The organism is Micromonospora sagamiensis (genome assembly GCF_014680085.1).
GTDB classification, from domain to species: domain Bacteria; phylum Actinomycetota; class Actinomycetes; order Mycobacteriales; family Micromonosporaceae; genus Micromonospora; species Micromonospora inyonensis.
In genome coordinates this window covers 3909776-3923782 of sequence record NZ_AP023438.1, presented here as the reverse complement: position 1 = coordinate 3923782, position 14007 = coordinate 3909776, and the positions used below count along the sequence as shown (strand labels likewise).

The 14007-nt window shown below is 73.3% G+C and carries 11 protein-coding genes; 2 read left to right on the top strand and 9 right to left on the bottom strand.

Features of this window, described 5'->3' with window-relative positions:
• Nucleotides 1-137: 137 nt before the first annotated feature.
• From IGA62_RS30170 to eccB, 6 genes are all read right to left on the bottom strand, one after another.
• Nucleotides 138-758 (bottom strand): LppU/SCO3897 family protein, encoded by a 621-nt coding sequence (locus IGA62_RS30170; RefSeq protein WP_232624676.1) that lies wholly within the window; start codon nt 756-758, stop codon nt 138-140.
• Nucleotides 759-960: 202 nt separating this feature from the next.
• Nucleotides 961-1995: an HAAS signaling domain-containing protein gene (locus tag IGA62_RS17335; protein ID WP_145819900.1), complete on the bottom strand. Its 1035-nt coding sequence runs from the start codon at nt 1993-1995 to the stop codon at nt 961-963.
• Complete coding sequence (locus IGA62_RS17330; protein WP_091457254.1) at nt 1992-2324, bottom strand: PadR family transcriptional regulator; 333 nt, start codon at nt 2322-2324, stop codon at nt 1992-1994. The genes IGA62_RS17335 and IGA62_RS17330 overlap by 4 nt, the downstream gene beginning before the upstream one ends.
• A gap of 191 nt (nt 2325-2515) precedes the next feature.
• Entirely contained in the window at nt 2516-3748 is a 1233-nt protein-coding gene (locus tag IGA62_RS17325) for a WXG100 family type VII secretion target (protein WP_145819902.1), read from the bottom strand.
• Nucleotides 3741-4109: a hypothetical protein gene (locus IGA62_RS17320; RefSeq protein ID WP_145819904.1), complete on the bottom strand. Its 369-nt coding sequence runs from the start codon at nt 4107-4109 to the stop codon at nt 3741-3743. The genes IGA62_RS17325 and IGA62_RS17320 overlap by 8 nt, the downstream gene beginning before the upstream one ends.
• Nucleotides 4110-4206: 97 nt before the next feature.
• Nucleotides 4207-5787 (bottom strand): type VII secretion protein EccB, encoded by a 1581-nt coding sequence (gene eccB / locus IGA62_RS17315; protein ID WP_145819905.1) that lies wholly within the window; start codon nt 5785-5787, stop codon nt 4207-4209.
• A 159-nt stretch (nt 5788-5946) separates the two neighbouring features.
• On the opposite strand from eccB, the gene IGA62_RS17310 reads away from it, so the two are divergent.
• Complete coding sequence (locus tag IGA62_RS17310; RefSeq protein ID WP_145819907.1) at nt 5947-7107, top strand: type VII secretion protein EccE; 1161 nt, start codon at nt 5947-5949, stop codon at nt 7105-7107.
• Here the strand turns inward: IGA62_RS17310 and eccD are convergent.
• On the bottom strand, nt 7097-8485 hold the full coding sequence (gene eccD, locus IGA62_RS17305; RefSeq protein WP_232625097.1) for a type VII secretion integral membrane protein EccD: 1389 nt from the start codon (nt 8483-8485) through the stop codon (nt 7097-7099). The genes IGA62_RS17310 and eccD overlap by 11 nt on opposite strands.
• Nucleotides 8486-8657: 172 nt before the next feature.
• Here eccD and eccCa point away from each other — a divergent pair, with 172 nt between their 5' ends.
• Nucleotides 8658-12614, top strand: coding sequence for a type VII secretion protein EccCa (gene eccCa / locus IGA62_RS17300; RefSeq protein ID WP_145819909.1), 3957 nt, complete (start codon nt 8658-8660; stop codon nt 12612-12614).
• A gap of 217 nt (nt 12615-12831) precedes the next feature.
• On the opposite strand, the gene IGA62_RS17295 is transcribed toward eccCa, so the two are convergent.
• Together IGA62_RS17295 and IGA62_RS17290 are read right to left on the bottom strand one after the other, a co-directional pair.
• Complete coding sequence (locus IGA62_RS17295; protein ID WP_091457233.1) at nt 12832-13260, bottom strand: YbaB/EbfC family nucleoid-associated protein; 429 nt, start codon at nt 13258-13260, stop codon at nt 12832-12834.
• A gap of 32 nt (nt 13261-13292) precedes the next feature.
• On the bottom strand, nt 13293-13964 hold the full coding sequence (locus IGA62_RS17290) for a WXG100 family type VII secretion target (RefSeq protein WP_145819911.1): 672 nt from the start codon (nt 13962-13964) through the stop codon (nt 13293-13295).
• Nucleotides 13965-14007 lie beyond the last annotated feature (43 nt).

The window sequence follows — 14007 nt, the reverse complement described above, 5'->3', positions numbered from 1 at the left end:
GCATCCTCCTAGCGGTCAGTCATCGTTGGCTGGTCGCGCGGTTACCTGCCGGTAGCGTGCCACGCGCCGGCCGCCCGGGGAAGACACCGACGGAGTGGGATTCACCTCCTGTTCAACCGCTCCGGGGATCCAACGGCTCAGCGGTGGGGCACCAGGCAGAGCAGGTACCCGGTGCCGCCGGGCGGGATGCTGCTGTAGGTGTAGTAGGTACCGCCCTCGGCGACGAACGGCTCGCACTGGCGGCCGTCGCGCACCTGCTCCTCGGTCTGCCCGTCGAGCCGCCCGACCACGTCGTACGCGGCGTCCGGAGAGGCGCAGGCGACCACCCGCGCCTCCGCGGCCCGGCGCTGCCCGCCCTCGGCCACGTCGGGCAGCGGGGCCAGGCAGTCCCCCACCCGGGCGTCGGCGGTCCGGTCCGGGGTCAGCAGGCGGTCCGCGACGTCGTACCGCAGCCCGACGGTGACGAGCGCGCCCACCAGCACGGCGACCGCCCCGAGCGTGACCAGCACCCGCAGCAGCGGGTGCCACCCTCCCCGGGCCGGCTCGTCGTCCGCCGGCTCAGCCTCGTCGTCCGCCGACTCAGCCTCGGCGTCCGCCGGATCGGGCTCGGCGTCCGCCGGATCGGGCTCGGTGTCGGCACGGTCGGCGCCGTCGGTCGGGACGACGTCGACCGGGGTGACGCCGGTCCGGGCAGCGGTCGGCCCTCCTCCGGCGCTCTCGTCCTCGGTCGAGGCGGGGGGCACGGCCTGCTCGGTCACGGGCGGTCCTTCCAGGAAGATCGACAGCGAAACGGTAACGACGTGACACCGCTCGCGCTGTCCCCCGGAACGTGACCTCCGTCCCTTGTGGAGCCGCCCTCCGGTCGGCTCCACGGGACCTCACAGCTCCACCGGACCTACCGGCTCCAGGGGCCTCCTGGCTGCGCCCTGGACCTGTCCCCCGTGCCACGGACCTGTCGGCTCACCCGGCGGGACGGGACTCCGTCGAGGTCGGGGTCGGGGCATCGCTCGGGGTCGCCGGGCCGCTCGGGCTCGCCGGGTCGCCCGGCGACGCCGTACCGCTCGGCGTGGCGTCCGGTCGCACCGCACCGCCCGGGGCGGCGTCCGGCGTCGCGGTCGGGCCGGTGGGCGTCGGATCCGGCGTACGGAACTGGAACGGGGCCCGCTCCGGGCAGTACGGGTACGGCTGTCGCATCGGGTCCTCGATCGGCTCGGGGCCCGACTCCCGGCAGCCCGGCCAGCCGAGCCGGATCGGAGTGCCGTTCTGGTCGAAGAGGCGGGCGTCCCGCACCAGCCGGCCCTCGCTGTCGTACACGAAGACGTCCTGGATGTGCGAGTACTGGTCGTCCACGGACACCGAGTCGTAGCCGTCGTACCCGCCCCAACGGGCCCGGCCGTCGACGGTGGTGACCCCGACCAGGCCGAAGAGGACCAGCCCCAGCGAGCCGGCGAGCACCAGTCGGCGCGGCCACCGGGAGAGCCGGTCGGCGTTGCGGCCGAGCCAGAGCGAGCCGACCACGCACCCGGCCAGGAGCACCAGGCCGCCCAGGTCGCTTCCACCGAGCCGGGGCAGCACCCCCGTGCTGCCACTGGTGGCCACGGCCACCAGCATCGCGGCGAGGTAGGCCCGGACCAGCCACCAGGCGGGGCGGAGCAGTCTCAGGTAGTCCGAGGCTGCGGCGTACCCCAGCGGCGGCCCGAGCCGGACGTCGAGGACGCGCAGCCGGGCACGGAGCCCGACCACGAGGCCGGCGACCCGCTGGTCCAGGTTGCGTCCGGGGTGCACCGGGGCACCGGCAGCGGCCCGCAGCTCCGCCGCGTACGCCTCGGGCTCCCCGAGCCGGTCGACCAGCGAGCCCCCGCTCTCGGCGGCGACCTCGGCGAGGTGCTCCGGAAGGTCCTCGGTCAACTCGTCCCGCCGCGCCGGGGGCAGGTCGGCCAGCGCGGCCCGGACCCGCTCGACGTACGCCGTGATCTCCTGCTCCATGACGGTCATGCCGCCGTCCCCCGATCGTCGAGCAGTGCGTCCATGGTGGTGGCGAACGAGCGCCAGAGCTTGCCGGACCGGCGCAACTGGTCCCGCCCGGCCGCGTTCAGTGAGTAGTACTTCCGGTGCGGACCGGACTCGCTCGGCACGACGTAGGCGGTCAGCAGGCCAGCCGCGAAGAGTCGCCGCAGCGTGCCGTAGACCGAGGCGTCCCCGACCTCCTCCAGCCCGGCCGCGCGCAGCCTGCGCAGGATGTCGTAGCCGTAGCCGTCCTCCTCCCGGAGCACGGCGAGGACCGCGAGATCCAGTACGCCCTTGAGGAGCTGGGTGGTGTCCACGCGCCGCACACTACTGTGCGATACACAGTAGGGTCAACCGAGGCTTCCGGGCAACGCTTCGGAGCAGGTCGTTCCCGCCGCACCGGCGGTCGGCAGGGCCCGCCGTCGAGGAGGCGCGACCCGCCGGACGTGCGACGGCGGAGGCGCGATCCGCCGGATCCACCGGTGGTCGCGCCTCCGCCGTCGTTGACTCAGTTGTCGTCCGGCCCGAGGACCGCAGGGGTGGCTTCCGCGCCACCCCGCCAGTCCATGTCGTCCTCGGTCAGCCAGGTGCTACGGGTGCCGGGCTCGTCGTCGTCCCCGCCAGACATGGGCGCACCACCGAGCACACCGGGGCGCAGCGCCCCGGCCGCACCCGGCCGCCCGGCGCCGGCCCGGCCTCCGCCGACCGCCGCCCTGCTCTCCAGCCCGGTGCCACCGCCCGCGGGACGGGCCACCGGGGAGGAACCAGCACCACCGGCACCGGCGGCCAGCGCACCGGCACCGAGCACCCCACCTGCCGGTACCACGGTCGAGGAGCCCCACGACGGGCCACCACCCGCGCCGGAGGTCCGGGTGCCGCCCGCCGTGCTCGCCACCATGCCGCCCGCCCCGGCCGCCCACCCGGCGAGCAGTGCCCCACTCCCGAGGGACGGACCGGCCCCGGCCAGCGAGGTGCCCGCACCCGGATCGGTCGGCGCGTCGAGGTCGGGATCCGGGTCCCGCGACAAGCCGCCCCCCTCGAAGTCGGCGTGCCCGACCGGGCGCACGCCGTCGGCCCGGCTGGTGCCGGTGTGCGCCGGGGAACCGGTGTCCGGCGCGCTGGTCGGCGTGGTCGCGCCCGGCCCGCTGCGCGGGTTGTACGAGGTCTCGTCCACCCCACCCGGGGTGTCCACCGGCGGCGGGGGTGGTGGGGTCCACCGGTCGAAGGTGGAGAGGTCGTAGCTGGCGGCCAGCTCGGCCACCACCTTCACCATCCGCTGGTGCGCCTTCTCCTTCTCCTCCTGGTCCTGCAGGTGCCCGGCGATCGCCCCGATGACCGCCCCGCCCGGACCGAAGAGCGCGCCCTTCGCGGCGCCGCCGATCGTCTTGTCGTGGTCGTCGGTCTCCTCCGGGCTCTCGGCCTGCCGCTGGGCCGTCCGCAACGGCCCCGACATCAGCGACAGCCCCTCGTGGACCGAGCCCATCCCGCTGGCCAGCTTGGTCGAGTACTGGACCACGAGCCCGACCCGGCGCTGGAACTCGTCGCCGGCGTCGCCGCTCCACGTCCGGTCGAGGGCGTCGAGGTCCTCCCGCAGGGCGCGACCGAGCCCGTCGACCGTGTCCTTCATCGAACTCCACGCGGTGGCGAGGGTGTCGATCTGCTCGGCGTCGCCAGCCTGCACGCCCTGGTACAGCTGCTCGTGGCTGACCGGCTGGTAGCGCTGTACGTACTCGTCAGACACGCGGAGTCCCCTCCAGGCCGAGCGGATCGTCGACGCCGCCGAGAACCCTGGCGATGTCGGCGGCGTTGGCCTTGTTCCGCGCCTCGGTCGTGCGGTAGTTGTCGAGAATCTTCTGGGTCGCCTCCTGCACCGCCACCAGGGAGCGCCGGAGCCGTTTCACGCGGTCGACGTACCGGGTGTGCAGGTCGGTGTACTGCCGCGTGCTGCTGACCGCGTCGGCGAACGCGCCGAGCGCGGGCGGCCGGCACTGCAGTTCGGTGTTCAGTTTCTTGAGCAGTTGGTCGGCCTCGGTGATCCGACCGGCCAGGCGCCGGTGGAAATCCTCCAAGGACAGTACGTCGACCCTGGTCTTCGTACCCATGCAGCATCCCCGTGGTCGTCGTGGGTCTCGTCGCGGGCCTCAGCGTAGTTGACCGAGGCACGTCAGGCGACCCGGCCGTCCGGCTGGGCTGCCTGCGCTAACCGTCACCCGGCTCGTCGCTGGGCGACGGGGAGGAGTCGGAGGTGGGTTCGGCGGATCTGCTGGGTTCGCTCTCCCCCGGACCGTCGTCCCCCGTGGACTCGCCGGTCGGCCGCGGGCTGGGGGATCCGGACGGTGTGGGCTGCCCGGAGCGGGTGGCGGAGGGCGTGCCCGGGTCGAAGTAGTCGCGGGCCGCGTCGCGTTCCAAAGCCGGCCCGATGGGGATCAGGGCCAGCAGCGAGGCCGGGACGGCGAGCGGGGTCACCCCGCCGTAGCCGAGGGCGGCCATCGCGTCGCCGGAGCGGGTGCCGAGGGGGTAACGGATCCCCTGGGAGGTGACCAGGTAGACGGTGGAGGCAGCCGCCCCCTGCCCGCCCTCGCCGACTCCGGGCATCGCCTGCACCAGGGCGCCCTTGCCACCCGGCACGACCACCCGCTCCGCCGTCCGGACGGCGTCCCGGTCACCTTGACGCACCTCGATCGAGCCGGGCGCGGACGGCGACAGCTCCGGCGGCGTACGGTCGAACACCTCGACCGTCGTGGTGCGCTCGCCCGCCGGACCCGCCCGGTACGTCGCGCAGACCGACGCCCGGAGCAGCCCCGCCTGTCGCAACTCGGGCAGCTTCTGCGGCATGCCCTCCTCCTCGAGGCGCTGGTCGCTGAGCGCCCGGCCCGCCTGCTCCGGGGTGATGTCCGTGACCTCGCCCCCGTCCTTGCGCAACAGCAACGCGGTGATCTCGCCGATCGGCACCAGGCCGTCCCGGGTCAGCACGTAGTGCTGGTCGGCGGCGCGGAAGATCTGCCCGACCCGGGACGCCCCGGTACCGACCTCCAACCGGCTGCGCTCGTTGTCCCCGGAGAGGATCGGCGCCCTCAACCGCGGCCCGGCCGGCACCGCGTTGATCAGTTGCTGACCGACCTCGATCGGCCGGACGGAGGTCATCCTCAGTGCGGCGATCGCCGCATCGCCACCGATGATCTGCATCCGGGTGTTGCGGGACAGCAGGTAGCGCCGGCTGCCGGCCGCGACCAGGATCGCCTGGTCGCCGAGGGGCGAGCCACCGGAGAGCTGTTGGTTGACGACCAGCCGGGTGGTCGACCGGCGCGTGTTGGCGGTGTCCGGCGTGTTGCAGACCGACCAGGGCAGGCCGACCAGCGCCGACCGGTCCGGCAGGTCGTCGGGGGCGCCGACGATGCCGACCATCCGGCCACGGGGGCGTTCCCGGATGGACGCCTGGGACATCGACCGGACCGGCGCGGTGGCGTCGCCGAGGATCAGGCGGGCCGACGCGTAGTTCAACGTCGGGTACAGCCGCCCGTCGACGAAGACGTAGGTCGCCCCGGTCTCCTTCTCGATCACCAGGGTGTTCGGCTCGAGCGGGGCACCACCCTTGGTGACCAGGCCGTACACGCCCGCGCCGGCGAGCACGATCGCCGCGACCATGGCGCTGCCGAAGACCGCCAGGCCCAACCGTCGCATCGGCAGGTCGGTCGTCTCCGGATCGCCCGACAGCAGGGCCGAGACGATGCGGCGGGTGACGAACCGGTACGCCTGAACCTGGTCACGGCGCGTCCGCATGCACTACCTCCGGCAGGGGTGGGGGCTCCCGGACGAACAGGTCCGAGGGCCGTTCCGGGCTTCCCTACGATAAGGGCCCCCCACCGACGACGGGATTCGCCGTCCGTACACCGGCGGCGGACGTCGGGGCGACCGGCGATCCAGAGGAGGAACACAGCGATGACCCAGGTAGAAGCGACGCGCGGTCGCACGGTGGTCGCGCGGGCCGACCGGCCCCGCCGTGGCCGGCTCGGTCCGGTGGCCGTGGGCCAGCTCGTCGTCCTGGAGGTCGGCGTGCTGACCGTGGGCGCGGCGTCGGAGGGGCAGGTCTGGGTGACCGGTGTGGTGGCCGCGCTGGTGCTCCTGGTGGTGCTGGCGACCTTCGCCCGGCGGGGCGGCCGCTGGTGGTACGAGGACCGCGCCCTGCGTCGCCGGCTGCGGCGGCGGGAGCGGGCCGCCCGACGGGCCGCGCTGTCCCCGGCGACGGCCGATCCGCGCCTGTCCGCGCTGGCCCCGGACCTGACCGTCACCGGGTTCGAGGACCGGGGCAACCGGCTGGGTCTGGGGCAGGACGACCAGGGCTGGTTCGTGGCCTGCGTGGTCACGCTGCCGGGCGGAACGGCCGGGCCGCTGCCCGGAGCGGCGATCGACCAGGTGGTGCGCGTGCTGGCCGGGTCGACCGGGCCGGCCTCGTCCACCCAGTTGGTCGCACGCAGCCTGGTCTGGTACCCGAACCCGGGTCGACCGGCCGCCTACCGCCGGGACGTCTGGGTGGCTGCCCGCCTCCGGGTCGCGGACGCCCGCACCGAGGCGGTCAACCGGGGTGGCGGCATCGACGGCGTACGACGGACCATGGCGGCGGCCGCGGGCCGGATCGGCAAGGCCCTCACCGGCGCGGGGCTGGCCTACCGGATGCTCGACCCGGACGAGCTGGCGGCGGCCCTGCTCACCGCGGCCGGGCTCGACGTGGCACCCGATTCGCAGGTGGAGAGCTGGACGGGCCTGGCGGGCCGGGGCTGGACGCAGCGCTGCCTGGAGCTGCGCGGCCGGCCGGAGGCCCCGGTCGGCGCGCTGGCCGACGCGGTGACCGCCATCCCGGTGATGTCGCACACCCTGTCCGTGACGATCAACTCGGGCGGCCGGGTCGGCGTCCCGCTGCTCCGGGTCGCCTCCCCGGACAGCCGCGCCGCCGACCTGTTGAAGACGGTCCAGGACGTGGCGCGGCGGCACTCGTTCGTCCCCCGCCAGCTCGACGGGTGGCACGGGCCGGCGGCCTACGCGTGCGCGCCGGTCGCCGTGACGGACACGGCGACCGGCAGCGTCGCACTGGTCACGGGTTGATGTTGACGATCCAGCCGTACAGGCCGCAGACCCACGCGGCCAGCGGCACCACCGCGACGATCAAGAGGATCTCCAGGATGTCCAGCACCCGCCCCCACACCGGGGAGATGTGCTTGCCGGCCACGGCCAGCCCGTAGACCAGGCTGACGACCGCCACCACCACCAGAGCGCCGAGCAGCACCCCGAGGCGCAGCAGCGCCGACAGCTGGGTGAAGGTCGCCGCCGTCGTCAGCGCCAGGCCGAGGGAACCGGCGACCAGCACCGGGATCCGCTGGAGCCGGCTGGCGAGCGGCCGGGCGCGCAGCAGCGAGAGCAGGGCCAGCACCGCGCAGAGCAGCACGGCCGGCAGCCGGCCGTCGATGGCGAGGACCACCTCGCCGCCGAGCACGACGATCGAGACCGTCCACAGCAGCCCGGTGAGGAACTGGTCCGCCCGGTCGCTGAGGGCGAGCAGCTGCCGGCTGTCGAACGACTCGTCGTCTGACCTGAGATCGTCCGGGCCGGTGGGAATGGACGGGACGGGCAGCCGGGCCAGCCGGTAGGCCGTCATCGGCAACGCGGGCAGCACCGCGAACGCGACCGTGGCCAGCAGCGCGGCTGCCGCGGCGGCGTCCACCCCGAAGGCGAGGCAGACCGTCGCGGCGAGCCCGAGGGCGGCACCGACCGCCGTGGCGCCGAGGAACAGCGGCGCACGGTCCCCCACCGCCACCGCGGCCACCGCACCGAAGACGAGCAGGGCGGTGGCGGCGAGCAGCACGTGCGGAGCGCCGACCTCGGTCGGCCGCCGGTCGCCGGCGAGCAGGAGCAGGCCGCCGACACCGGCGTACGCCAGGCTCACCAGGGCCAGCGCCGTGCCGGTCCGGCTGTCCCCCACCGCCCGGGAGAGCACCGTCGCGGTGCCCAGGACCACGATCGCCACCCCCAGGGCGACCAGTGCCCCGGGAAGTTGCGGCGGGCCGGCGAGGAGCGCCACGGCCGCACCGCCGAGCAGCGCCACCGAGGCGAACAGGACGGAAAACCGCCGGGTCGTGGCGAGCTGCCAGCCGCCCGGCCGCCGGTTGGTGGCGGTCGCCACCGCGTCGACCACGTCGTCGAAGACGACCTCCGGGCTCGTCGCGTCCCGGGGGTTGAAGTACAGCACCTCACCGTCGCGCACCCCGAGCTGGCTCGCCGTCCGGCCGCCGTCGAGCGGTTGCCCGCCCAGCCGCGCCAGGGTCCAGCCGCCGTGCGCCACGCCCTGGTCGGCGAGATCCTCTCCGGCGTACCGGAGCAGGGTGGGCAGCAGATCAGCCAGGGGTACGTCGGACGGTAGGGCGAGATCCATCCGGGTTCTCGGCGCCACGATGGTGACCCGGCTCAGTTCGCCGGTCCCCGTCATCGTCACCAGGGCCTCCTCGCACTCGCTCGTAACCGGCGGTGACCGAGGGACGTCACCGCCTCCCCGCACCATGCCCAGGGGAGATTACCTACGGGGACCGGCACGTACGATGCCACCTGACGTGTCCCGTCCCGGGTAGCCGGACGTCATGCGCGATCGGGGGAGTTACGACGTGAGCACGGTGGTCTTCCGACGCCCTCCGCGAAAGGCCGGCCCGACCCTGCCGCGCGGTGAGGTGCTCCTGGAGTCCCCACCGGAGCTGCCGGAGCAGACGCCCCGCGGCCTGGGCCAGTTGCTGATGATCCTGCCGATGCTCTGCGGCGTCGGCGCGATGGCGTTCCTCTACGCCGGGCGTTCCGGCGGGACGATGACCTGGATCGCGGGTGGCCTGTTCGGCGTGTCGATGCTCGGCATGTTCCTCGGCTCGATGAGCAACGGTGGCAACGACAAGGCCGAGCTGAACGCCGAGCGACGCGACTACATGCGGTATCTCACCCAGGTGCGCCGGAAGACCCGGCGCGCGGCGGAACAGCAGCGGGACGCCATGCGGTGGCGGCATCCGGAGCCGGACGCCCTCTGGTCGATCGCGGCGTCGCGCCGGCTGTGGGAGCGCCGGACCACCGAGGACGACTTCGGCGAGGCGCGGATCGCCACCGGGCCGCAGCGGCTGGCGGTGCAGATCGTGCCGCCGGAGACCAAGCCGGTGGAGGACCTGGAGCCGATGAGCGCGATCGCGCTGCGCCGGTTCGTCCGTACCCACTCCACCGTGCCGGACCTGCCCACCGCGCTGTCGGTACGGTCGTTCAGCCGGGTGGCGCTGCGCGGTGAGCGCGAGGCGGTGCTCGGGCTGACCCGGGCGGTGCTGGGCCAGCTCGTCACCTTCCACGCCCCCGACGACCTGATCCTGGCGGTGGTCGCGGCACCTGACCGGCACCCGACCTGGGACTGGGTGAAGTGGCTGCCGCACGCGCAGCACCACAGCCGGGCCGACGCGGCCGGTGCGCGGCGGCTGGTCTTCACCAGCCTCGCCGAGGCGGAGCAGGCCCTGTCCAACGAGCTGGCCAGCCGCCCGAGGTTCAGCCGGGAGGCGAAGCCGTTCACCAACGGGCCGCACGTCGTCGTCGTCCTGGACGGCGGCGAGGTCCCGGCGACCTGCCAGCTCATCGGGATGGGGCTGCTCGGCACCACCGTCGTCGACCTCTCCGGCGCGGTGCCCCGCGACGTCGGCCGCTGGCTGATCTGCCTGGACGTCACCGACGGCTCCGGGTTGGACCTGGTCCAGGGGAAGTCCACCTCCCGGCTGGGCCGCCCGGACCAGCTCGGCGAGGTCGCCGCGGAGGGGCTGGCCCGGCAGATCGCGCCCTACCGGCTGTCCCGGCAGACGGTCAGCGAGGAGCCACTGGCCCGCAGCATGGAACTGCCGGACCTGCTGGGCATCGGGGACGCCGCCGGCGTGGACGTCCGGCAGACGTGGCGTCCCCGGGCGCACCGCGAGCGGCTGCGCATCCCGCTCGGGGTGGGCCCCGAGGGCAACGTGGTGGAGGTCGACTTCAAGGAGTCGGCGCACGAGGGCATGGGCCCGCACGGCCTGGTCATCGGCGCCACCGGCTCCGGCAAGAGCGAGCTGCTGCGGACGGTGGTCGCCGGCCTGGCGGTCACCCACTCCTCGGAGGAGCTTAACTTCGTCCTGGTCGACTTCAAGGGTGGCGCCACGTTCGCCTCCCTGGACGTCCTGCCGCACACCAGCGCCGTGATCACCAACCTCGCCGACGAGTTGACGCTGGTCGACCGGATGCGCGACGCGCTCGCCGGCGAGATGAACCGGCGGCAGGAGGTGCTGCGCGCGGCGGGCAACTACATCTCCCGGTACGAGTACGAGAAGGCACGGGCCGCCGGCGAACCGCTGGAGCCGATGCCCAGCCTGATGATCATCTGCGACGAGTTCAGCGAACTGCTCGCCGCCAAGCCGGACTTCATCGACCTGTTCGTGATGATCGGCCGGCTCGGCCGCTCGCTCGGCGTCCACCTGCTCCTGGCCAGCCAGCGGCTGGAGGAGGGGAAGCTGCGCGGCCTGGACACGCACCTGTCGTACCGGATCGGCCTGCGGACCTTCTCGGCGGTGGAGAGCCGGATCGTGCTCGGTGTGCCCGACGCCTACGAGCTGCCCAGCGCGCCCGGCCACGGCTACCTGAAGTCGGACACCGCCACCATGCTGCGGTTCCGGGCCGCCTACGTGTCCGGCCCGTACCGCGCCCCCGGTCGCCGGAACGTCACCTCGCAGGCCGCCCTCCAGCGCAGCGTCGTGCCGTACGGGGTGGACTTCGTCCCGGTCCAGCGGATCGAGACCCCGGTGGAGGCCACCGGGCCGGAGGAGCCGGCCGAGTCGGGCAAGGTGACCACCATGCTCGACGTGATCACCGAGCGGCTCCGGGGGCAGGGCACCCCGGCGCACCAGGTGTGGCTGCCGCCGCTGGGGGCACCGCCCAGCCTGGGCGAGCTGTACGGCACGTTGACCGTGGACCCGAGATTGGGGTTGACGGTGCCCGGGTGGACCGGACGCGGGCAGCTCACCGTGCCGGTCGGTGTGGTGGACCGGCCGTACGAGCAGCGCCGGGACGCGATGATGGTGGAGCTGGCCGGCTCGGGCGGCAACGTGGTGATCGTGGGTGCGCCGCTGAGCGGCAAGAGCACCATGCTGCGGTCGATGCTGGCGTCACTGGCGCTCAGCCACACCCCACGCGAGGTGCAGTTCTTCTGCCTCGACTTCGGTGGTGGAGCGCTGCGCAGCCTGGAACGGCTGCCGCACATGGCGGGCGTGGCGCGACGCCGGGACGTCGAGGCGGTCCGCCGTACGGTCGCCGAGGTGGTCACCATCATCGACGAACGGGAGGCCCGGTTCGCCCAGCACGGCATCGACTCGGTGGCCAGCTACCGGCGCCGCCGGGCGGCCGGTGAGTTCGCCGACGACCCGTTCGGCGACGTCTTCCTGGTCGTCGACGGGTGGCACACGCTGCGCCAGGAGTACGAGGAGCTGGAGCAGACCATCACCAACCTCGCCGGCCGGGGGCTCGGGTTCGGCATCCACGTGGTGCTCACCGCGGCCCGCTGGGCGGAGATCCGCATCAACATGCGGGACCTGCTCGGCACCAAGCTGGAGCTGCGGCTCGGTGACCCGACCGAGTCCGAGATCGACCGGCGGGCGGCGGTCAACGTGCCGCCGAAGTCCCCCGGACGTGGCCTGACCCCCACCAAGTTGCAGTTCCTCGCCGCGGTGTCCCGGATCGACGGCCGGAACGCGATCGACGACCTGACCGAGGCGTCGGTCGCCCTGGCCGAGCAGGTGGCGGCGGCCTGGCCGGGAGCGCCCGCGCCGAAGGTCCGGCTGCTCCCCCGCAAGCTGCCGGTGACCGAGCTGGCCCGGGTCGTGGACCGCTCCGCGCCCGGCGTGCCGATCGGGGTCAACGAGTCGGCACTGGCCCCGGTCTACCTGGACCTGGCCAGCGAACCGCACCTGACCGTCTTCGGCGACGTCGAGTGCGGCAAGACGAACCTGCTGCGGCTGATCGCCCGGGGCATCGTCGAGCGGTACACCCCGGCCGAGGCCCGACTGGTCATCGCCGACTACCGCCGGGGCCTGCTGGGTGCCGTCGAGGGCGACCACCTGCTCGAGTTCGCCCCGTCCAACCAGGTGTTCGCCCAGGGGCTCGGGTCGATCCGGAGCGCACTGCAGAACCGGCTGCCCGGGGCGGACGTCACCACCGCCCAGCTGCGCGACCGGAGCTGGTGGAAGGGACCGGACCTGTACATCCTGGTCGACGACTACGACCTGGTCGCCTCCGGCGGCAACAACCCGCTCAGCGCGCTGCACGAGCTGCTGCCGCAGGCCCGCGACATCGGGCTGCACCTGATCGTCACCCGTCGGGCCGGCGGGGTCGCGCGGGCCCTCTACGAGCCGGTCCTGCAACGCCTGCGCGAGCTGGACTCGCCGGGCCTGCTGATGTCCGGCAACCGGGAGGAGGGGGCGGTCTTCGGAACGCTGCGCCCGAGCCCGCAGCCGCCCGGTCGGGGCACGCTGGTGCGCCGGCGCGACGGTCAGCAGCTGATCCAGACCGCCTGGTGCGAACCGTGACATACGCCGAGAGGGCCCGCCGGTCGGCGGGCCCTCTCGGTCTGACGAACCACGGACGCGGATCCGGCGGGTGACCGTCGGTCCCGCCGGCCGGGGCTGCTACCGGCGCTTCCGGTCCTTCTGGACCCACCACACGCCGAGCAGCACCAGACCCATGAACAGCAGGATCCACATCGCCAGGAACAGCAGGTCGCCCACGGGTGCCCCTTCCGGCCGCTCAGCGGCGGCTGTTGAACCGGCTGGCCTGCACGATCGCGTCGTTGACCGAACGCGACACGGCCTCCAGCATCCCGTCCATGTTCTTGCGGATGTCCCGGGCCTCGCCGAGCACGTCGCCCAGGTCGGAGGTGCCCAGCGTGTCGGACATGGCCTTGGCGACCGCCTCCTGCACACCCCGCTGGGCACCGTTGAACGCCTCGGTGATCAGCTCGGCGAGGGTGTAGGAGTCCAGTCGCATCGCCCGCGAGTTGATCTCCAGCTGACGGAGCGTGCCGTCCGCCCCCAGCTCGACCGAGACCATCCCGTCCTCGGTGTCGTATCGGCTGGTGACCTCGGCCAGCAGCGTCTCCACCTCGGACAGCTGTTGCATGCGCTGCTCGCTGTCGCGCAGGATGCGCTCCAGGTCGTCCACGTTCGGGGTGTTCATCGCAGGCTCTTTCGACGTCGTGGCGGGTACGGTCAGCCGCCCTGGACCTCGAAGCGCCGGGGCGCCTCGTAGTCGATGCGGATCTGCTCGAAGTCCGGCGCGGTGGGGATGCTGCCGCCCTTGGAATCCAGGTTGATCTTCCCGTAGGCGACCGCGGCCAGCATGGCCGCGACGGCCGTGATCAGACCGCCGAGCAGGACGGCGACCTTGGCGGAGAGCGCGGCCAGGGTCAACCCGACCATCTCGATCATCACCCGGGCGGCGGCCGAGGTGTACGGGATGAACAGCAGTATCACCAGGCCGATCAGGATGACCAGGCAGGCGCCCGCGAAGGCCAGCAGGGCCACGAACGAGACCATGTACGCGTTCGAGACGGTGTCCAACGTGCTGGCGATGTCGCTGGCGGCGGTCCGGAACTGCTCGATCTCGCCCTTGAAGTTGGTCAGCGAGTCGGCGAACGCGTCCTTGTCGTCGGCCGTCCAGTCGTCACCCTTGCCGAGCGCGTTGTCCAGGTGGGTGGCGAACGTGCCGAGGTCGTTCGCGATCTCCTTCCAACTGGCTGCCGCGTCGGACATGTCGTTCGGATTCGCCGCCATGGTGCCCACGGCGATCACGGCGATGACCGCGGTCTTCGCGATCTTCGCGTTCGCCTCGACCGCTGTCTTCACGGCCGCGAACATCACGGCATTGACGACGCTGACCATGCTCGGCTCCCCGTCTCACTCTGCTGCTTCGTCAGGACCGGTC

What these genes read in the sequence shown, in the direction of transcription:
- IGA62_RS17310 (WP_145819907.1), top strand. Translation starts at nt 5,947, where the DNA reads ATGACCCAGGTAGAAGCGACGCGCGGTCGCACGGTGGTCGCGCGGGCC.
- eccB (WP_145819905.1), bottom strand. Translation starts at nt 5,787, where the DNA reads ATGCGGACGCGCCGTGACCAGGTTCAGGCGTACCGGTTCGTCACCCGC.
- eccD (WP_232625097.1), bottom strand. Translation starts at nt 8,485, where the DNA reads ATGACGGGGACCGGCGAACTGAGCCGGGTCACCATCGTGGCGCCGAGA.
- IGA62_RS17335 (WP_145819900.1), bottom strand. Translation starts at nt 1,995, where the DNA reads ATGACCGTCATGGAGCAGGAGATCACGGCGTACGTCGAGCGGGTCCGG.
- IGA62_RS17290 (WP_145819911.1), bottom strand. Translation starts at nt 13,964, where the DNA reads ATGGTCAGCGTCGTCAATGCCGTGATGTTCGCGGCCGTGAAGACAGCG.
- IGA62_RS17320 (WP_145819904.1), bottom strand. Translation starts at nt 4,109, where the DNA reads ATGGGTACGAAGACCAGGGTCGACGTACTGTCCTTGGAGGATTTCCAC.
- IGA62_RS17295 (WP_091457233.1), bottom strand. Translation starts at nt 13,260, where the DNA reads ATGAACACCCCGAACGTGGACGACCTGGAGCGCATCCTGCGCGACAGC.